Here is a 19,792-nt window from a genome sequence, read left to right as displayed (position 1 = left end):
TCGGCACCAAGCTCTATCGACGTCCTCCGGACGGGCACCAGCCCCGATTTTCCCGGCCACGGGGCGGGACCGACAGGGCCCGGGATGACTACCAACGGGACGGATCACGCACAAACCCCATCTTGAGAGTGATGTAGATCACGCAGTCTCCAGGCAACCGGTGATGTCGATCTTGAGTGACCTTGCTGTAATTGCAGGTCTTTTCCTCCTCGTTACGTTCATATCGGCATCACGCAAGTGATGGACATGGAACGTAAGAGACCGAGGAATCATGGTGCTTGATACACCCGCGCCAGAGGAGCGCGGACGGTTTTGGACTGGGGGGAGTCTCCGCTACATAGCGGGCGGCCTCGCCCTGGCCCTGGCTGTCCCCGTGCTCGATGGCGAGAGTTCCGCGATGGCCGCGCCGGCCCCCGCGGCCGCCCCGAAGAAGCCGGCGGCAACTCAAGCCGCCGACATTCCGTCCGCTCGAGTCGCTGCCCGACTATCCGGCAAGCGCGTCGAGGCGCTGTCGGAGCGCACGGAGACGTCGACGACGTGGGCGAACAAGGATGGTTCGCTCACCACCGAGCTGACCGCCGGCCCGGTCCGCTTCCAGGACAACGTCACCGGCGACTGGCGAGACGTCGATCTGGACCTCGTCGCTTCCGGTGGCTCGGTCGAGCCTCAGGCCCACCCCCGTGGTCTGAAGCTCGCGGGCAAGACCGGTACCCCGGCGGCCTCGCTCAAGGCGGCGCAGTCGGCCAAGGCCACGGACCTCGTGACCCTTGGTGAGGGTGATCAGCAGATCACGCTGCAGTGGAAGGGCGGCCTGCCCGCGCCGAAGCTGGACGGCACTCGGGCCGAGTACGTCAATGCCGTTCCCGGCGCGGACGTGGTGGTCGAGGCGACCCGTACCGGCTTCGAGCAGTATGTGGAGATCAAGCAGCGCCCCACGATCGACGGCTACACCTACACGCTGCCGCTCAAGGCCAAGGGTTTGAAGGCCAAGCAGCAGGCCAACGGCAGCGTCGTGTTCACCGACAAGAAGAACAAGACGCAGGCCGTCATGCCGACGCCGGTGATGTGGGACGCCACCGTCGATGCGGTCTCCGGCGAGCACACCCGCCGGGTGCCGGTCGCGATGAAGCTTGTGAGCAAGGGATCGTCCGTCGACCTGGTCATCACCCCGGACGCGAAGTTCCTGGCCGACCCGAAGACCAAGTTCCCGGTCACGGTGGACCCGTCCACCTCGTCCCTGTCCAACGTCTTCGACACCTACGTCCAGCAGGGCGAGACGGTCGACTGGTCGTCCGACACCGAGCTGGATCTCGGCAACCCAGGCACCCTCAACGGTGACGGCACGCCGCGCACCGCGCGCTCCTTCGTTTCCTGGAATACCTCACCGATCCAGGACGCGCTGGTCCTGGACGCGAAGCTGAGCCTGTGGAACTTCCACTCCGGCAACACTGCGTGCACCGCCCAGTCGTGGGAGGTCTGGTCTGCGGGCGCGGCTTCCACCGCCTCGCGCAGGACCGCGCAGCCGGCCTGGACGGCGAAGAAGGCCACCTCCACCGAGACCAAGGGCAACCCGGCCTGCACCTCGGCCCCGGACGGTTGGATCGACGCCGATGTGACTGCCCTGACCCAGGAATGGGCCTCGGCCAAAGCCACCCGCGGGCCATGGGCCTGCGCGCCACCAGTGAAACGGTGACCGCACAGTGGAAGCGCGTCAACTCCGCCAACGCCGCGGCCAACCCGCCCAAGCTGGTGGTCAACTACAACTACCGGCCGCGCACCGGCACCAAGCAGGAGGCCGGCCCGCCGTACTTCTCCTACGGCGGCGCCTACACGGTCAACACGGTGACGCCGACGCTGCGCGACACGTTCGTCGACGCCGATGGTGACCAGGTCAACGGCACCTTCCAGATTTTCGACAACGTCACCAACACCCAGGTCGGCGACGTCATCGTCTCCCCGTACGTGCCCTCCGGCCAGGTCGCCTCGGTGACCGTCCCCGCCGGCGTGCTCACCAACGGCAAGACGTACAAGTTCCGCACCTCCCCGTACGACGGGGCGCACTACAACACCGGCTGGTCGGCGTGGAAGACCTTCACCGTCGACGCCGCCGCACCCTCGGCCCCCTCGAAGATGGTCTCGACCGACTACCCGTCGACCGCATGGGTCAAGGGCGCGGGCCAGGCGGGCACCTTCACCGTCACACCACCCGCCGCCGACCACCACTGGCTCGAGTGGTCGCTGGACGGGGTGACCTGGACCAAGGTCGCCACCAGCGGCTCCAGCGCCGACAAGGGCATTTCCATCACTCCGCCGAAGGACGGCACCCACACCCTCCAGGTGCGGGCCGTGGACAAGGCAGACAACAAGTCCGAGGCCATCGACTACACCTTCCACGCCGGCCCGGGCGGATTCATCCAGCCCTCCACCGGTGAGCGCACCGCCCGCCGCCTGCCGCTGGTCGCGGAAGCCGATGGCACCAAGTACAACTCGGTGTCCTACTCATGGCGCCGATCAGAAGCCGACCCGTGGGTGCAGATCCCGGCGGGCGACATTACCTCCGGCGGCATACCCCTGACGGCCTGGCCAGTGGCGATGGTTAGTGGTCAGAACACCCCCCTGGTCTGGAACGCCACCAACACCGTCGACCCCGACGGCACGGTCCAGATCAAGGCCGACTTCACCGGCCCCAGCAGCGCATCGGCCAGCACCGAGCCGCTCACCGTCGTCGTCGACCGCAACGCCGCCGGCGCGGCATCCGACGAGGTCGGGCCGGGCTCGGTGAACCTACTGACCGGCGACTACACCCTGTCCGAGACTGACGTTTCTTCCTTCGACCTGTCGGTGTCCCGCACCACATCCTCCCGCATCCCGGACAAGGGCGCCAAGCAGGAGGGCCAGGCACCAATCTTCGGCAAGGAGTGGGTCGCCGGTACTGCGGCGGAGATGACGGAGTCCGACTACAGCCACATCCGCAAGGTCTCCGACACCGCGGTCGATGTCGTGTCGTCGGAAGGCGACGCCATCCACTTCACCGCGAACGCGGCGAAGACGGGTTGGGTTCCTGAGCCCGGCTCGGAAGACCTGACGCTCAAGGGCGGCGTGAGTGCCTCCTTCACCCTGTCCGACACCGCAGGCACGGTCACTGAGTTCACTAAGCCCGACGTGACCGCCACCACCTGGCAGGTGTCCAGCACCTTGCTGGACGGACTGGCCAGCACCACCACCACAGTGGTTTCAGAGACCGTCACGGTCGATGGCAGAAGCTTGGCTCGCCCCAAGCGGATCATCGCGCCGACCTCGGCCGCAACCCCCGCCGCTTGCACCGCGGACCCGTCCACCAAGGGCTGCCGGGTCCTGGAGTTGATCTACGCCACCTCCACCACGGCCACCGTCGACGCGTTCGGTGACTACAGCAGCCAGGTGAAGGAAGTCCGTCTGTGGTCCACGGAACCGGGCGCAGCCGCAGCGACTTCCAAGATCGTCCAGAGCTATGCGTACGACGAAAGCGGGCGACTGCGCCAGGAATGGAACTTGCTGATCACCCCATCGCTGAAGACGGAGTACACCTACGACAGTGCAGGCCGCGTCACCAAGCTCACCCCGCCGAACTGCCCTGGACCTTCACCTATGGCAAAGCCGGATCCAGCTCAGCGGCTGGTGAGGGCATGCTCCTCAAGGCATCCCGGCCCGGCCTGAAGCAGGGCACTACCGACACCGTCGAGGGTGAGGCGGCCACCAGTGTCGTCTACGATGTGCCGCTCACCGGCACGACCGCCCCGTACAAGCTGGGCGCCGCCGATGTGAAGGCGTGGGGCCAGCTGGACGCACCGACCGACGCGACCGCCGTCTTCCCCGCCGACTCCGTCCCCGCATCTCACTCCGGCGACTCCCTCGTCTCCGGTGACTACAAGCGGGCCGAAGTGAAGTACCTCGGGGTCTCCGGCCGCGAGGTCAACTCCGCAACGCCCGGCGGGCACATCACGGCCACCGAGTACGACCGGTTCGGCAACACCGTCCGTGAACTGTCGGCCGCGAACCGGGCCGTCGCCCTTGGCCTGACAGCCGAGGACGGAGCCGCACAGGCCGAACTAGGCATCGCCCAGCTCACCCCCGCAGAGCGTGCTGACCTGCTGGCGACCCGCTCCGTCTACAACGAGACCGGCGCCCGCGAGCTTGAGGAGTTCGGGCCGCTGCGCCGGATCGACCTCACAGCGGACCTGAAGTCCGGCTCCACTACCCTGGTTCCGGCTGGCACTCCGGTGACAGCGCGGACCTGGACGGTCAACGAGTACGACACGGGCCGGCCCACCGACGGCACCGCCAAGGTCAAGGACCAGGTCACCAAGACCACCTCCGGCGCCCAGGTCCGTGAGCACCCGACAGTCCAAGGCGAGCCTCGCCAGTCGCAGACGGTCTACGACTGGGCTAACGGCACGGCGATCCAGAGCATCCAGGACCCAAGTGGCGTGGCGCTCACCACTGCCACCGAGTACGACGCCCAGGGCAGGGTCATCAAGCAGATCCCGCCCGGCTCCACCGGCTCGGACGCGGTCACGCGGGTGACCACCTTCTGGTCCGCAACCGGCACCGGCACCTGCGCCGGGCGCCCGGAGTGGGCCGACCTAGTCTGCTCCACCGGCCCGGCCGGAGCGATCACCGGCGGCGGCAGCAACCCGACCGCACTGCCTGCCGCCACCACCGAGTATGACTGGTGGGGCAACCCGACGAAGATCACCGAAACCGCCAACGGCGTCACCCGCACCACCACGACGACGTACGACGGCGCAGGCCGCGCAACCAGCGTCGCCATGACAGGCGGAATCGGGCAGGCGGTTCCGGAGGCCACGACCGAGTACGACCCGGCTACTGGCCAGGCGGTCAAGACCGTCTCGCCGACCGGGGGCACGATCACCCAGGGCTACGACAAGCTCGGCCGTCAGATCTCCTACACCGACGCCGACGGCGGCACCACCACCACCGAGTACGACCTGCTCGGCCGACCGGTCAAGGTCAGCGACAACTCGCCGTCCACTGTCACCTACACCTATGACACGACCGCAGAGCCTCGCGGCCTGGCCACCAAGACCACCGACTCCATCGCTGGCGCGTTCCAGGCCACCTATGGCGCTGACGGCTCCGTCACCAGCGAGAAACTGCCCGGCGGCTACACCCTTAGGCAGACCAAGGACACCGCCGGATCCCCGGACGGCCGCACCTATACCCGCGACAGCGACGGCGCCATCGTCTACTCCGACGCGGTGACCGAGTCCATCTACGGCCAGGTCACCACGCACGCGGGCTGGTCCGACCAGACCTACCGTTACGACTCCACGGGCCGGCTCACCACCGTTGAGGACACGTCCGAGACGATCTGCACGCGGCGGGCCTACACCTTCGATGCCCGTACCAACCGCAAGTCCCTCACCAGCGCAACCGGCACCCCCGGCGCTGACTGCCCCACCACAGGAGGCACCACCACCAATCACACCTACGACAGCGCCGACCGCATCGTCGACTCCGGTCACACCTACGACGCCTTCGGCCGCACCACCGCGGTCCCGGGCAACGGCACGATCGGCTACTACGCCAACGACCTCGCATACCAGCAGACCGGGAACGGCAAGCGCCAGACCTGGCAGCTCGACGCCAACCACCGCTTCCGCTCCTGGAAGATCGAGGCTGGCAGCGGCAGCACCTGGACACAGGAGCAGTCCAAGGTCAACCACTACGACAGTGACGGCGACAATCCCCGCTGGATCGTCGAGGACACCGGCACCGGCACATTGAGCCGCAACGTCGAATCCGCATCCGGCGACCTCGCCGCGACTACCAGCAAGACCGGCGACACCGTTCTCCAACTCACGAACATTCACGGCGACGTCGCACTCCAGCTCCCGCTGGATACCTCAAAAGCCCCGGTAGCTCTTGACAGCGACGAGTACGGTAACCCCCGCACGGGACAGGCAGCCACCCGCTACAACTGGCTCGGCGCCAAACAACGCTCCACAGAGACCCTCACGGGTCTCACGCTCATGGGCGTCCGGTTGTATAATCCTGCTGCCGGTCGCTTCCTCTCAATTGATCCCATCTACGGCGGCGGAGCCAACGCCTACGGATACCCTGGCGACCCCATCAACCAGTTCGACCTGGATGGAAAATGGTGGAAACCGAAAATCAGTTGGCCCGCCCGTGCTGCCTGGCGCTACGCCAACCGGGGATGGAACCGCTATACCAGCTGGAGGCACCGCCAGCAGGCACGAGTGATCGGCCTGACGACCACTTGGATCGGTAGGCGGTACCTGGGCTACCGCTGCCGTGTCAGATTCGGCATGCGCACCTGCAGCGGCGGAATCGGCCTCCATTCCAGGGGCGGTACCACCCTGGGCACCACGTTCTTCACGTCGAATAGGAATCCCAGCGCAAAGCTCATGAGGCACGAGAAAGTCCACAGAAGGCAGTGGAAGCGGTACGGCTGGAGATTCGGGATCATGTACTTCATGGCCGGAGTTAACCCGTGCCGCAATAAATGGGAGCGGCGGGCCAACTACCGCGACGGAGGCTACCGGTGCTGACGGACGCGACACGGAAGTCACGGACGCGTGGTGTCGGACTGCTCGTCGCCCTCGGCGTCGTTCTCGGCGTAGGCGCCCTCGTCGTGATTGTTATGTGGACGTACGGCGTCTACAGCATGTCCGCCCCGGACAAGCCCGTCGTGCTCGGCATGCGGATCGACGGCAATCGGGTGTCCGTCAAGGGGCCCCTGTGCCCGACTGAGAAAGCCGACCGCGTCGAAGTCCTCGACGCGACGACCGAGAAACTGCTGTGGAAGGCGACTGGCCCCAAGACGCCCAAAGGCATCCTCGGTGCGCTGACCCTCTGGAAGGCCGACGACTACAGGACCGCAGGTCCAGGCCGGCAGCCTGCCAAGGTCCCGGCGCTGCTGGACATCTCCGTCTCGGATGCATCGGGCGCAGGCCCCGGCACGGTCTTCGATACAAGGGCGGTGGCGGCCGCTCAGCTGCCCGAGGGCGCGTACTGGACTCCGTACGGCCCTATGACGGGTGAGGAGATCGACGCTCAGCTCGAATGCAGCAGCAGCGGCTGATGCCGGCAGACTGCCGCGTCGCTGGCTTCGGCCTGCGGCGCGGCAGTCCCAGTTTCCTGCCGTTGGAGAGCCGATCCTCTACGAGTCCGGAGGTCGGGATCGGCACTCTCACACGACCGGCCGGGTCATTTTCAGCGACGTGCGACGAAACCATACAGACAAGGGCCGCAAGCGGTGGACCATGCGCTGGAAGGCCCCGCTCAACGCCTTCCAGATCGCCTTCGAAGGCCGCCTGAACCCGAGCAACAACTGACCACTCAACAACCAAGATCAGCCGTTAAAAACACACCCCGACCGGTCAGCCGATGATGGCGACCGGGGCGTCCCAGGCGTTGCGGTCGACGGTGATGGTGTGACCGCCGCGGGTCTCCTTGCTGTTGGCCTTGTACTGGTGGCCGCGGCTGTGGTCGGTGTACAGCTTCGGGTTCCAGGGCCAGTCCTTGGTGGTGGTCTCCTGGCCGTTCCACAGGGCGTACCAGAGGTTGCCTGGCAGGTCCGTGCGGTCCTCGGCGGTGGCGATCGCGTTGGCGCTGGAGCTGCTGAAGCCGTAGAGGCCGGCGCGGTAGGTCTTGGCGCGCAGGGTCTTGGTGAAAGACCGCACGTAGGTAAGGGTGGCGTCGTTGCACGCCTTGTCGGCGATGTCGTACGACTCCATGTTGAGGTAGATGGGGCTGCCGGCCTTCATGCCGAGTGCCGAGGCCTTGACGATTGCGTCGTTGGCGTTGCTCACCCCGACCGAGGCCGCGGTGGCCGCAGTGAACCTCTCCTTGTTTCCGCTCTTCTGGCAGGGCGGCTGGGCGCCGACGTACAGGGGGATGACCCGCCAGCCGAGCGTGTCGACCGACTTCACCCAGGACTTGGTCAGGTTGGGCTGGGCGCAGCCGCGGTTCTTGCCACCGACGTAGACCGCGACGCCGCCGTAGTAGGCGTCCTTCTTCCATGCCTTCATCGCGGTGAGCGAGGGCGCCGTGCAGGCGTCGAACGCCCGGCCCGTGTAGGTCTTCTGCGCCGGCCACGCCGGGGCGGCCATCGAGGTCTGCGCCGCGACCCCGGCACCGGCCACGACGACGACACCCGTCGCCGCCAAGGCGATGTAACGGTTCTTCCTGGACAACCGGTGCTTCGGCATTCCCCACCCCATACGACATATCAAATCGAGCTCCGGCACTCCGGAGCGGGACCGCAACCAATTCCGGCCCAGTCTCGCAGATCGCACCAGCGGTCGTTCCACCAGCCAGCGCCCGGTGCTGTCGCGATCAAACCTGTTCGTGTGCGCGGCAGATGCCACGCGACAGGACCGCGAAGGGGGAGCTGCTGCAAGCCCTCGGCATCTTCCAGCGGGCGACGCCCGATCAGTTGTGGAAGCTGACCCGCCCGGACAACCGGCACGACAAGCTCAGGCGGGACAACCTCCTGGATTTGGAGCACTGGTGAGGATCGAATCGGTCCCGGACGACCAGCGACAGGTATGGATGCTCACTGCCCGAGAACACCGCGAAGCGAAGAAGCTGCTGGAGCCGAAGAACATACGGGTCTCGGTGCTGCGCAAGGAGGAGTATGACCCGGTCACCGGGGAACTGCTCGCGGGCGGCTACGACGACTACGCTGCGGCGGTACACCTCGACGGCCGCCGAACTGCACCGCGCCGGGATCGGGCACCCGCTTGCCTTCCAGACCGAGGTCCGGCACCGTCTCGCAGGCGGGTTCGTGCAGAGGGCGGACCTGGTGATGCGGGCGCCGGCCTCGAAGGTGCCGGTGCTGCTGGAGATCGACCGCCGCTCCGAGGAGGCCCATGTCCGTCTCGCTGGGGATCTGGGGATCATCCCGTTCACCGCGCAGCGCACCGTGTGGCCGCTGGAGGCGTTCTATGTCCACGACGTCCAGGCCCGCTGACGGCGGAGATCAAGGTGACGCAGCCGCGCGAGCTCGCCGACTACGCGAAGGCGTTCGCCGGCCTCGCGGAAATGGCCGTCTACGGCGACACCGCCCGCGCCCTCATTCGGGCCGCGATCGACGCCCTGGAGTGAACCTCCGCAATTCTTCGCAACTTCGTTGAGAGTGCGGCCCGTAGCTGCGTAGCGTCGAAGGCACCGACGGACCACCAGACGGAGAGGCGGGGCCTCATGCGCGCACACACCGACAGCACCGCCCCGGCCCCGGAGGGCCGCGGCCTCCAGTCGCCTGTCTACGGAGTTCCCTCCCCGGCTCTGCTGGCCCGCGCGGACCGAGGACCAGGACGACAGGCCCGGCGACAGCGAGGACACCAGCGGTGACCCCCGGCCACCCGCGCGAAGACGCCCCAGCAGCGAGGCCCGCCATGCACACCAGCACGCACACGGTCCTGCACGACCCCGACGGACTGATCGAAGCCGGGCTCCCGCTCGACCGCGAACCGCACGAGAGCCTCGTCAAAGCCGTCCTCGCGTGGACCGGCGAGGACACGCTCACGACCCGCGACTACGAGCAGATCACCCTCCAGCTCACCGGCCACGCCCGCGCCCGCGCCGCCGACGTCCGACGCCGCGCCGACCAGCTGCCGAAGAACAGCGGGCTCAAGGCGCTCGCCGACGTCGTCCTGCGCGAGGCGGAAGGCCGGCTGTTCGCGACGGTGGAGGGCACCGTGCGCTGCGTCCACCGCGCCCGTCTCGTCCGCCCGCTCTACGAACGCCTGGACCGCCTGGAGGCCGCTGTCCGCGTTCTGTGAGGTGCCTTCGGCCTAGCTTGCGAATGCCAGTGCGAAGGGATGCTCGCTCACCCCGGACTGTCAGTGCCCGCCCGTACCCTGTCGCCCAAGCACCTGCGACAGGAGGGGCAACGTGGCCCGCAACGGCATCAATCGGCGTGAACTCGATAAGTGGGCCAAGGGCCTGGTCAAGGAAGCGAACAAGAGCCTGGAGCGAGCAGCCCGTCAAAACCCCTCGCGCGTGCCCGTCCAGTTCGAGACAACCACGACAGGAGGCGGCGCGCTGAACGGCGGGGCGATCGAGAGCAGCGCCCACCTGGCACGGCTGCTGATGTGGCTGGACGCCTACGCTCAGCAGCACCCTGGGCACTACGTCGACGTCACCCAGTTCGTCGAAGAACACGAACTGACCGAAGACGCGTCTGTGCTCGCCTTCCAGCTGGAGCAGCGCGGCATGGCGGACCTCGCCCGCTCCTTCGGAGGTGGTGCGCCTCACGTTCACCTCACGGACGAAGGCCGCGTCGCCGTGCACACCCTGAAGAACCTGCAGAAGGACCGCGCCGCTCGTCTCCGCCACACGATGGACGCCTTCCTCCGGTGGCTGTACGACACCGCGGGCGACCAGGCGCCCACCGACCCGGGCCTGTTCCTCGCCACTCCAGGGTCGTTCTTCGCCGGAGCCGAGATTCCCCAGGCCGACCTTCAGCAGGCGCTCGTCCACCTGGCGGAGAACGACCTCATCGAACCCATCGGCACCGACCCCGTCACGGTCGCCATCACCACTCAGGGCGTCAGCTGTGCCCTGTCAGGAGGAAGCGTGCAGGACCACACCAACCAGCAGCGCCCCGGCACCACCTATAACAACTTCCTGCCGAACGCGCAGGGCGTCATCATCGGCGAGCAGCAGAACGTCACCCAGAACAACACTGCCGGCATCGACCCGAGCGCGTTCGTCCAGCTGGCCGGTTACGTCGGCCAGATCAGCAACACCCTGGGCATGCCCGACCCGGACCGCGTGGGACGAAGCGACGTCGCCGAACCTCGAGCCGGGCCGGATGCGGCAGTTCACGACCCAGGTCAAGACCATGCTGGTGGAAGCCGGGGCGACGGCCGCCGCCCAGGTCGGCATTCAGATGGCTGAGCAGGCCCTGGGCACGCTCGTGTAGTAACGCCTTGGAGCCCCGGGGATCAGTCTTGGTGCCCGGGGCTTCGGCCGTGACGGGCCGCTTTCCCTCGTTCGGCGGTACGGCCAGTGAGCGGCACTTGTTGAACGGACATGACCACCACGCTCTTGGCGCCCCTCTGCCGCCATGCCCCTGAACGAGGCCACCGCTGCCAGTCGGCCGCCACGTCGATAGCGTTGGCCGGGACCGCATCGCCGAAGACGACGCGCTCCTCACCGGATGGTTCCGCGACGCGATCCTCGAGTTCCTGCCCCACCCCGGCCTCGGTGAGTGGAACGACGTCCTGCTGCGCGCCGAAGCGCTCGACGCGCTGCGCGAGCACGGGGTGGACGTGGACGCGCCCGTAGACCTGGAGGCCCTCGGCAGCTTCCCGGACGCGCTGATCGTCGCGGGCGCAGGCGCTTGGTCGATCCGGCTCCCGAAGCCGGGGATGTCGCGGGACGGGCTTCCCGAAGTCGGCTGGCTCGACCCGGACTCGGGCACGCTCACCGTATACGCCGCGCCGCTCGCCGAGCCGTTGACGGTGCTGCTGCGCCGGCACGGAGTGCAGCCGCTGCTCGTGACCTGCGGCGCGCCGCGGAAAGAGGTGGAGCGCCACAACCTCCGGGCCGCGGTCGCGCCGACCGAGAGCAGCCCGGTCAGCTGCTCCAGCCGGGTGACGGCCGCCGCTCAGCGGCTGATTCCGAAGCCTCACCGCCGCTGGCTCAACGTGAAGCCCTACGACGGGGCGGCGCGGGCCGCGGCGACGGCCGGGAACCTGCTGCCGCCGCTCATCGATGACGCGGCGCAGAACCCGTACTACCGGCGCGCTCTTGACTCACTCTTCGGCACCCCCGTTGATCCGGCGGAGCGCGGGCCGTGCCGACTCTGCGGGCGCTCCGCCCAATCGGCACGCCCGAGGCTCTTCTGCTGCCACGGCTGCTGCGCCCTCGCAAGGAACGGGGTGCTGAGGGACAACGGCGAGGACGGCGCCTGGACCGAAGCGATCGTGTACGCGCTGCGCAGGCTCGCGGAGATCGAGTTCTCCGGGCCGCCGTCCCTCGCCCAACTGGACCGCGTCTGTGTTCCGTTTGAGGACCCCGACGTGATCGACGAGGCGATGCTCTGCCGTTTCCTGGTGCCGCGCCCTGGCTCCACGCTGCTAAGCGCACGGCCGGCGCGCCCAGCCCGAACCTGGACGGAGTGGCTGGGGTACGCGGGGCTGCTCACGGATGGGGTGCGTACGTCGATGGGCACGGCGACCACGGCCACCGACGGGCACCTGTGCCGATCCCTATTCGAGCGGCACGTGGACGACTTCCTCCACCACTGGGGTGTGGCTCACGATCCGGAGCCCGCCTACCCGCGCCACCCGGAACTCAACACGACCGGCCTGCGAGCGGACTGGCGCCTGGCGGACGGCACATTCGTCGAAGCCCTGGGCCTGATGACGAAAGAGGCGTACGCAGCGAAGGTCGCGCGCAAGCGTGAACTGGCCCGCCACCATCGCCTGCGTCTCGTCACGGTCACGGCCGAGGACCTGGACCGCCTCTCAGAGGTCTTCGCGGACTGGCTCCCCAAGGGCTCGGCCGGCTGAGATCGGGCTCCGCGCGCCCCCAGTCGGTCTGGGAGGCGGCGAGTGTCGATGCCTTTTGCGGACCGCCGCCGACTCCATGCACACCGCGTCCTGGGCCACTGTCTTCACCGTCCACGGCGACACCCAGACGGCCAACGTCGACCTGGACCCCGACTATCGCGACCCATCCGGCGGTGGGCGCCAAGTCTCGCAAGCACCGGCGGCCAGCCCGTCCACATCGCGGCGAAGCGTTCACGCTCTGCCCGGCGTGACTGTTTCCCCCGTAGCTGACCTGCAAAGGTTCCCCGGGTGGCTCATTCGGCGGGCCGAGGGACGCCACGCGTGTCGTAGTGGTCCTTCAGGACATCCGTTAGGACCTGCGCCGCAGCGTCGGCTTCCCTGGTGATGGCATCCACGGCATCGATGCTTGCGTCCGCTGCTGCTGTCGAGGCGAGCAGGTCCATGTAGCCCGGCACCTCCAGCTCCTCCCGTTCGGCTTCCTCGCGCAGAGCGATGAGCTGGTCGATCGTGCCCACACGCGCCGCGTACTCCTCCAACGCGCCGACGCTCTTCTCCAACGCGGCCCGGCCTTCGTCCACGACGGACGCCCGCCTGGCCAGCACCTCACCCACGACCGCGTTGCCCGTAGCTTCGAACCGCTCATGCCGTACCGCCACCCGGGAGACCGCCTGTGCACGGACGGCGATCTCCCACACCAGCTGCGGCAGCTCCGTCTCATTCCGCGCACGGTCGATGACGCCCTCGCGCTGCGCGGCGGACTTCCTTACGGCATCGGCGGCTAGAAGAGCACGCTTCAGCAGCTCGCCTTCCCTACCCGCGACGTCACACAGACGCACGTAATGCCCCCTACGACGGCCAGGTATGACGAACGGCCGCCGCAGGTCCCCTGGCAGGTGGTAAACCCAGATGCCGCCGACGAGCACCGCGCCCCCTGCGGCCACGAAGGCGATCCCGGCGGCCCAGTGGAAGAAGGTTGCGAGAAAGAATCCGGACAACCACATCAGGCCCCAACCGACAAGGGCGGCGACGATTGCCACGCCCACCGACCCGGCGATCTGGAACACGTACTCCTGACGGGCCTCCTTCAGTTCACGGTCGCATTGGTCGATCTCGAAGCGCAACTGCGGGATCCGCCTCGCTTCGCAGGCGCCCGTCCCCCGGGGGAAGCCAGGGCCCGGGGGTCCTAGCGAAAACCCGCCGCTCTTCCTCCGGCAGCCCCGGATCGACGATTACCTTCCGTGCAGCCTCGCGCTGGTCCACCCCGCCCCCCAGTGAAGATCCTGTGATGATCACAGACTTTACAAGTCTGCGCGCCAGGGGCGAACGGCGAGGGGTTCACGCCGCCGGCACCGACCGCAGTCGCCGCCCCGGCTTCCGCACCGCTCCGGGCTTCCGGTCCTCGAGCGACGCGAGCACCTGGCCCGCGTAGTATGCGACATCCCGCGGGTCCGTCCTGGCTTTCATCTCCCGTTGCCGCAGGTCAGCCCGGCAGACGGGAGCGATAGATCCGCATAGATCACGATGAACCTTCGGGATTCCTGAAGAGCCATCAGGATCCCCACACAGACGCACAGGCCGAGGGCGACGAGGTGCCTGGTCAGGCCCCATACCGAGGAACGACCGCCTGCAGCTACTGGAAGCCGTCCGGCGCGCCGACCAGGCGACAGCGCGTACACCGCCGCCGGCCGCGCCTGCGCCCGGCGGGACGCGGCGTCCAGGGGGGACTGCTCGACAACGTACCTCGGCGACGGACTGCTCATCCGACAATCTCGCAGATTGCTGCGTTTCGTGCCGTTGTGGAGCCCGGTGCCTGGCTGTGGGACCGGTGTCGGTGTTCACCCGCTCCAGGGAACGCGGGCGAGGACGAGTCCGCGGACGTCGGCGGCTCCGGTCGCCCGGAGCCGGAACGCGACATGCTGGAGCTGCGAGCCGCTGGGTCGGCACGGGTACGGCGCGAGACGACGAAGGCGTCGAGCAGTCGGTGTTGGTGGTCGCTCAGAGGCAGGTGCCCGAACCCTTAGCGGTCGCTCCGGACGAGGACGAGGACGTCGACTGGATGGAGCGGCTCATACGGATCACCGGCTGGACGCAGTCCGCCCAGCGGCCGGACGTGAACTGGGCGGAGGTGGAGTCGCGCCTGGGAACTGCGCCTCCCGACCGACTACAAGCGCATGGTCGAAACGTTCGGCGAGGGCGCCTTCGACGCATATCTGAGCCTGAACCAGGAGCCGTGGACGGATCTCAGGGAAGACGGGCTACTCATCTGGGCGGGCACGGAGTACGAGGACCTGTACTGCTGGCGGGCCGACGGCGACGACCCCGACCGTTGGCCCGTCGTTGTCCGGTCCTTTGATGGCGAGGATGTCCCCTTCGGCTACCAGGCCTCGCAGTTCGTCTGTCGCATCCTCATCGACCCGCACCACCCGTTCACGATGGCCCGCTATTTCGACACACACTGGTTCATGAACTACCGGGAGAGCGACTGACCGAACCCCACCGCCAACGGCATCCGCAGCCCAGTTAAAGGAGCCTTCGGAGAACAGGGCAGAAATACTCGTCTGCCACGGCAGGCTCACCAATTGAAATGAGGTCTGATGCCGAACCTCAGGCTCAGATCATTCGGACCTATGTTCCCGACCAGGTACCGGCGGGCGAGGCGCGGACCTGTAGGCTCCGCGCCCGTGGACGACATACGGCAGACGACCATCACCTACAGCGGAATCCTGACGCGGGAGGAGTTCGACGAGGCCCTCGCAGCAACCGGATGGTTCCGACACCTGCGCTGGCTCATTGTCGTGGCCGCGGCCCTGATGGCGGCGCTGAGCCTGAAGCCCTCCTCTAACGGCGACCCGATCAACGCGGGTCTGCTGACGCTCGCCCTTGTCTACGGTGCGCTCGGCCTATTCCTGCCCCCGATGCTCGCTGGCCGTATGTTCCGTGCCGACCAGGCCACGGGGGAGAAGCAGGCCGTCATCGACGCCGCCGGCTGCGTCGTCTCCCGAGGCTCCGAGGAACTCATGCGGGTGCCGTGGCGCACCATGTACCGCTATTACGAGACGGAGCGGGTCTACGTCGTTACCGGCCGCCTCGGCTGGAAGGTCGGCCTGTTGATCGTGCCCAAGCGGCTACTCACCAGGACCAGCAAGACCGAACTGGTGGACGTTCTGCTGGAGGCCACGGTCCGCCGCTCGAAGAGCAAGCGGGCACACGGCCGTTAGCCTCTCCAAGCCAGGGTCGGGTTGCTGAGATCCGCATAAGGAGAAGGGCCGTTGGTGGGGTGGCCTTCGGCTTGCCGCAGGTGACAACCGGGATGAGATCTTCATGACTTTCTCGTAGCTGTGAGTCATGGCTGACGAGGCGCCAACACGGATTTGCGGCGCGTGGTCGCCGAAGCTCCCGGGCTGGCCGACCGCCACCTGAGCGGAGTAGCGCCACATGACAGATCTGCCTCGCCCGAACCGCCGAGGGCCGAACCGCCGTAGGACTGGGTGGCCTCCCTGACGACAACCCTGCGTCGCCAATGAGGTCTACTCGGCGCCCGACAGGTTGGGCACCTGGTCGGTCGGATCGTGGAGGAGCTGGCGGGCGAGGGTCGCGTAATTGACTGCAGTGGTCTCGGAGAGGTCGAAGATCGCGGTCAGGTGCAGTGGGTCGGGCTCCTGTGGCCAAGGCCTCCCCGAGAACGCGGTCGGCACGAACCCTGTCGAGGCTGACGCCGTGCAGGGTGAGCTGCCGTTTAAGGAAGTACGCGCTGACGCGACTGGTGCCGTTCGCCGTCTGCCGGGAGACCAGGACATGCCGGTTGAGTGTGTGGGGCCAATGTGTTCGCCGCTCGGCGAGCCAGGAACGGAGGGCGGTGCGGGGGATGGGGGCCCGCCCCAGTCCGGGGCGCTTGAAGACGCTTGGGGAGGGGGCGCCGGCCTTCTCGTCTGCCGCGGCGAGCGCGGCGCTGAATCCGGACCGGTTGTGGATGAGAGACGGGGCCGGCGCGCCGAGGTCGCCCAGGCGGTCGCGGTGCTTGCGCCGGCCCCGGTTGCGCAGGTTGTGCGCGCAGACTTGGGACTCCGCGGAGGCCCGGCAGGCGTCGAGGAGGGCATTCAGGGTCGCGAGGGAGGGAACCGAGGCGCCGGACTCGGCATTCTGGACGGTGCCGCGGGAGACGGATGCTGCCTCGGCGAGGTCGCGCTGGGACAACCCGACGGCCTTGCGAAGAGCGGCCATGTACATGGCGAAGTCGGCGTAGGGCAGGCGCGCGGCGCGAAGGGCGCGGGAACGGGACACGGGCAGCACCTACTTGCCCGCGCCGGAGCGCACGGCGGCTTCGACGAGGACGGCAACCAGGCGGCGCCCGCCGCCGGCGGCGGCCAGGGTGGCCGCACCGATAGCCCCGCAGCCGCCAAGCAGGGTGAAGACGTCGCCGATCGGTGTCCCCTCGCGAAACAGAAGGGTCCCGAGCGCGAGGAAGGCGATCAGCAGGATCAGGGCGTGCGTAGGCCCCAGGCGCCCGCGGGACGCAGCATCGGCGGCCGGCGGGTGAGGGGAAGGAAGCTAGTTCACGAGAGCATGACTCCGTCCTGAAGGGGTCCCGGCCGATGGCCGGGACCCGGGCTGAATGGTCGCAAGCGAGCGCAGCTTTGCGGCAGTTGGCCCTGCCGGCGTGGCGGGGCTGCGCGGTGCGCTCAGCTTTCCACGCCCGGGGTACCCTCCGCTCGACCCTCCTGGCCTTTTGTCTGTTACGCCGTTTTCTGGCCTACTGGATGTTCCGCTGGTCCTTGTTGGAATTCCTGCCAGTCCCACCCGGGAAATCTGGTGGGCGCTCCAGAATGTTGCGGCACTGCCCCCGCGGCCCAGTCAGGCAGACGCTTGGTGACCGTTCGGCGCCCGAGTTCGCGGCCCAGTGTTCGTTCCCGCTCGGTTGCGGTCTTGGCCCCTTCAGTACAAGAGTGCGCAGCGACGACACCGGCTGCTCGGCGGCGGGTGTTCTCCTGACGGCGACTGGTCGCAAGCCCGAACCTCAGGAAAGCGGCAGGCGCGTTGGCCCGCGCCCGCCCAGCGCCCGGCCGGCACCCTTCGGTGCCGGCCTTCGGTGCGTCCGGCCCCGGTTCGGCCCGCCCGGTGCCGCGCGTGTGTCGGGCCGCCGCTCGCCCGCTGCCCGGTCGCCTGGTCCGGCCGTCTTCTGCTACCCGCCGGCCGCTGTCTGCCGCCCGGCTGCCGTGCGCGGGCTGCGCCTGGTGACGGGGGTCTGCTGTCCGTGGTCAGGTGCTGGTGTGTGCGGGGGGTGGGTTCGTCGGTGGGCTCGTAGATCCATGCGTGCCGCCGGTAGTGCTCGGCTTCGGCTTCGTCGCGCTGCTGCTCCTCGTACCAGTCCAGTCGAGCTCGCGCGCCGGAGGGAGTCAGGGCCGCGCCTGCCCTCCAGGTCGTACTCGGGGTCCGGCCTGTCGAGGTGGTCGCAGCATCCGGTGTAGCGGACGAGCGCCGGCCGGGCCGGGCCGTTCAGCATCCGGCGGCGGGCGTCGAACAGCGCGGTGGCCGCGTCCTTGTCGGCGCCGCAGGCGTCGGCGAAGGCGGTGAGCAGGTCCTCGGTGGGCACCCGGCGGCCGGTGAGGGGGTTGTGGAGCGGGCTGTGGGAGAACCGGCCTGCGGCTGCGGGCGATCGGGCCAGGGCGCGCAGGGCGGGGTTGCCCGGCGGCCGTGTGGATGCGGGCCATCGCCGCTCGGTGCGGTGCCGTCCGCGGGCGAGGTCGACAGACTCGGCCGGCACGCATTCACCTAGCGGACTGCGGTGTTGGTCCTGCCGTTGGCGGGCCGGGTGGGTGGTCGCGTTGGTGCGGGCGGGCCCGTGGCCCGGGCGCCGGGGGTTGGGGTGGGTCAGGTGCGTGGGAGGTCGGGGAACCGGTCCTAGTCGGGGTCGCCGGGGGAGGCGATGGATTCGATCCGCTGGGGCGGGAGCGGCTGCGCCGTCAGGCGCCCTAAGCGCCCGCGGAGTCGTTGGCCCGAGCACGGGGCGGGTTCGGTGTGGGCGGTTGGTGGTGGCTGGCCTCCTGGCCTGCGGCCGACGCCGCGCCCTTCCGCTTGGCAGGCGGGGGACGCGGCCGTGCGGCCGGGGTCAGGCGTTTGGCCGCTTGTTGTACGCGGCGAGCGTCGCCTTGTTCGTCGAGGCGTTCTGGAATACGAGCTCCCACGGTCCGGTGTTGACGTCGAATTCCTTGCCGAAGCCGACCCACTTGCCGGTCATGCGCCGGCCCGTCGGCTCGACGAGCAGCTGGATCGCCCCGTGGTAGCTGGCGCCGCGGTAGTAGCCGTCGGTCGCGGTCTGTTCTGTCCAGGTGCCGGTGGCGACGTGGCCGTCGATCTCCAGGTCCATCGTCAGCGGGCTGTCCGATGATCCGGGCAGGCTGCGCACGGTCAGCCGGTTGCCGTGCTGCAGCACGACGACGTAGTGCTGCCCTGTGAACGCTGAGTCGCGGCCCGAGCTGAAGTATTCGTAGCGGCTGAGCCACACGCCGCTGTAGTTGCGGTGGGCGCTCTGCGGTTCGGGCTGCTGCGTGGCGGCCGCGGGGGCGATGCCGTTCTCGGAGGTCTCAACGTCGTGGCCGCCGTGCCCGTCCTCGGAGACGCGGGCAGTGGGCATGGTGCCGGTGAAGCCGAGGGATTCGATGGGCAGGCCGGTGACGGATTCCAGGGCGCGCGCGTACACGGGGCGGGGGGCGGTGGTGACGCCGGATTCCCAGCGCTGTACGAGGCGCTTGTTGGCGTCGTTGGGCTGGCCCGCGCGGGTGCCGGCATCTCGCACGGCGCGGGCGAAGTCGTCTTGGGACATGAGCAGGCCGAGGCGGACCGCTCGCAGGGCGCTGTTCGGTGTGGCCATGAGGGAAACGGTAGCTCCAACTCCATTGGAATGACACCGAAATGACGCCCCGTGTGTCGCCGGTTTGACGCCCGCACTGACGCCGCGCAACTCTCTGTGCTCGGTCCATGGTAAATCCGTGACGACCACACGTAACGGCACACACCCGGGCATGACCATCAGCGTGTACCGCGTCGGCCCGCGCACTTTCGACCGGACCCCGGCCGTGGCGCGCGTCCTCCCGGCCTCCGAAGGGCCGCCGATGTCCCTCGCCTACCCGCCCTGCGCATGCCCGCGCTGCACCGGAACGAGCCCACGGTGAGCCCCATGTGGGACCGGCCCGAGCGTGGCACCGGCATCTGCTCCGCGTGCGGCCGGCACGCCGCCGACGGCTCAT

The 19,792-nt window shown here is 68.4% G+C and carries 14 protein-coding genes and 3 pseudogenes; 10 read left to right on the top strand and 7 right to left on the bottom strand.

Features of this window, described 5'->3' with window-relative positions; all coding sequences use genetic code 11:
- Positions 1–397 precede the first annotated feature (397 nt).
- Both AB0M62_RS32630 and AB0M62_RS32625 read left to right on the top strand, forming a co-directional pair.
- Positions 398–6,158 (top strand): annotated as a pseudogene (locus tag AB0M62_RS32630) (RHS repeat-associated core domain-containing protein); the annotation flags it as partial.
- Between the two features lie 407 nt (positions 6,159–6,565).
- Entirely contained in the window at positions 6,566–7,105 is a 540-nt protein-coding gene (locus AB0M62_RS32625; protein ID WP_366077953.1) for a hypothetical protein, read from the top strand.
- Between the two features lie 298 nt (positions 7,106–7,403).
- Here the strand turns inward: AB0M62_RS32625 and AB0M62_RS32620 are convergent, their stop codons facing one another.
- Positions 7,404–8,234 carry a glycoside hydrolase domain-containing protein gene (locus AB0M62_RS32620; RefSeq protein ID WP_366077952.1) on the bottom strand — a complete coding sequence of 277 codons (831 nt, stop codon included), beginning with the start codon at positions 8,232–8,234 and terminating at the stop codon, positions 7,404–7,406.
- A 152-nt stretch (positions 8,235–8,386) separates the two neighbouring features.
- On the opposite strand from AB0M62_RS32620, the gene AB0M62_RS32615 reads away from it, so the two are divergent.
- The 4 genes and pseudogenes from AB0M62_RS32615 (at position 8,387) to AB0M62_RS32600 (ending at position 10,929) form a co-directional block, all read left to right on the top strand.
- Positions 8,387–8,539, top strand: coding sequence for a hypothetical protein (locus AB0M62_RS32615; protein WP_366077951.1), 153 nt, complete (start codon positions 8,387–8,389; stop codon positions 8,537–8,539).
- A gap of 378 nt (positions 8,540–8,917) precedes the next feature.
- Positions 8,918–9,132: pseudogene (locus AB0M62_RS32610) on the top strand (transcriptional regulator); the annotation flags it as partial.
- Between the two features lie 290 nt (positions 9,133–9,422).
- A complete protein-coding gene (locus AB0M62_RS32605) occupies positions 9,423–9,809 on the top strand; it encodes a restriction endonuclease (protein ID WP_366077950.1) in 387 nt (128 codons plus the stop codon).
- A 112-nt stretch (positions 9,810–9,921) separates the two neighbouring features.
- Positions 9,922–10,929: a hypothetical protein gene (locus tag AB0M62_RS32600; protein WP_366077949.1), complete on the top strand. Its 1,008-nt coding sequence runs from the start codon at positions 9,922–9,924 to the stop codon at positions 10,927–10,929.
- Between the two features lie 47 nt (positions 10,930–10,976).
- Here the strand turns inward: AB0M62_RS32600 and AB0M62_RS32595 are convergent, their stop codons facing one another.
- A complete protein-coding gene (locus AB0M62_RS32595; protein ID WP_366077948.1) occupies positions 10,977–11,294 on the bottom strand; it encodes a hypothetical protein in 318 nt (105 codons plus the stop codon).
- A 9-nt stretch (positions 11,295–11,303) separates the two neighbouring features.
- On the opposite strand from AB0M62_RS32595, the gene AB0M62_RS32590 reads away from it, so the two are divergent.
- Positions 11,304–12,548, top strand: a complete 1,245-nt coding sequence (locus tag AB0M62_RS32590; RefSeq protein ID WP_366077947.1) for a hypothetical protein — start codon at positions 11,304–11,306, stop codon at positions 12,546–12,548.
- A 293-nt stretch (positions 12,549–12,841) separates the two neighbouring features.
- On the opposite strand, the gene AB0M62_RS32585 is transcribed toward AB0M62_RS32590, so the two are convergent.
- Complete coding sequence (locus tag AB0M62_RS32585) at positions 12,842–13,669, bottom strand: hypothetical protein (RefSeq protein WP_366077946.1); 828 nt, start codon at positions 13,667–13,669, stop codon at positions 12,842–12,844.
- A 1,050-nt stretch (positions 13,670–14,719) separates the two neighbouring features.
- Between AB0M62_RS32585 and AB0M62_RS32580 the strand changes: the two genes are divergently transcribed.
- The gene (locus AB0M62_RS32580; protein ID WP_366077945.1) at positions 14,720–15,034 is read left to right on the top strand and encodes a hypothetical protein; all 315 of its coding nucleotides are present in this window, start codon (positions 14,720–14,722) and stop codon (positions 15,032–15,034) included.
- A gap of 195 nt (positions 15,035–15,229) precedes the next feature.
- Positions 15,230–15,766, top strand: a complete 537-nt coding sequence (locus AB0M62_RS32575) for a hypothetical protein (protein ID WP_366077944.1) — start codon at positions 15,230–15,232, stop codon at positions 15,764–15,766.
- Positions 15,767–16,075: 309 nt separating this feature from the next.
- On the opposite strand, the gene AB0M62_RS32570 is transcribed toward AB0M62_RS32575, so the two are convergent.
- From AB0M62_RS32570 to AB0M62_RS32555, 4 genes and pseudogenes are all read right to left on the bottom strand, one after another.
- Positions 16,076–16,243 (bottom strand): hypothetical protein, encoded by a 168-nt coding sequence (locus tag AB0M62_RS32570; RefSeq protein ID WP_366077958.1) that lies wholly within the window; start codon positions 16,241–16,243, stop codon positions 16,076–16,078.
- 379 nt (positions 16,244–16,622) lie between these two features.
- A pseudogene (locus tag AB0M62_RS32565) lies at positions 16,623–16,769 on the bottom strand (helix-turn-helix transcriptional regulator); the annotation flags it as partial.
- A gap of 958 nt (positions 16,770–17,727) precedes the next feature.
- On the bottom strand, positions 17,728–18,309 hold the full coding sequence (locus AB0M62_RS32560) for a hypothetical protein (RefSeq protein ID WP_366077943.1): 582 nt from the start codon (positions 18,307–18,309) through the stop codon (positions 17,728–17,730).
- Positions 18,310–18,654: 345 nt separating this feature from the next.
- On the bottom strand, positions 18,655–19,416 hold the full coding sequence (locus AB0M62_RS32555) for an XRE family transcriptional regulator (RefSeq protein ID WP_366077942.1): 762 nt from the start codon (positions 19,414–19,416) through the stop codon (positions 18,655–18,657).
- Between the two features lie 118 nt (positions 19,417–19,534).
- Between AB0M62_RS32555 and AB0M62_RS32550 the strand changes: the two genes are divergently transcribed.
- The gene (locus AB0M62_RS32550) at positions 19,535–19,717 is read left to right on the top strand and encodes a hypothetical protein (protein WP_366077941.1); all 183 of its coding nucleotides are present in this window, start codon (positions 19,535–19,537) and stop codon (positions 19,715–19,717) included.
- Positions 19,718–19,792 lie beyond the last annotated feature (75 nt).

Source organism: Streptomyces sp. NPDC051219 (genome assembly GCF_040682335.1).
Taxonomy (GTDB): Bacteria; Actinomycetota; Actinomycetes; order Streptomycetales; family Streptomycetaceae; genus Streptomyces.
The sequence above is the reverse complement of the archived record's forward strand: the minus strand, read 5'-3'. Positions and strand labels throughout refer to the sequence as shown.

Bases quoted from the DNA above. Each gene is read 5' to 3' on its own strand.
- AB0M62_RS32580 (WP_366077945.1), top strand. From the start codon at position 14,720: ATGGTCGAAACGTTCGGCGAGGGCGCCTTCGACGCATATCTGAGCCTG.
- AB0M62_RS32615 (WP_366077951.1), top strand. From the start codon at position 8,387: ATGCCACGCGACAGGACCGCGAAGGGGGAGCTGCTGCAAGCCCTCGGC.
- AB0M62_RS32605 (WP_366077950.1), top strand. From the start codon at position 9,423: ATGCACACCAGCACGCACACGGTCCTGCACGACCCCGACGGACTGATC.
- AB0M62_RS32555 (WP_366077942.1), bottom strand. From the start codon at position 19,416: ATGGCCACACCGAACAGCGCCCTGCGAGCGGTCCGCCTCGGCCTGCTC.
- AB0M62_RS32620 (WP_366077952.1), bottom strand. From the start codon at position 8,234: ATGCCGAAGCACCGGTTGTCCAGGAAGAACCGTTACATCGCCTTGGCG.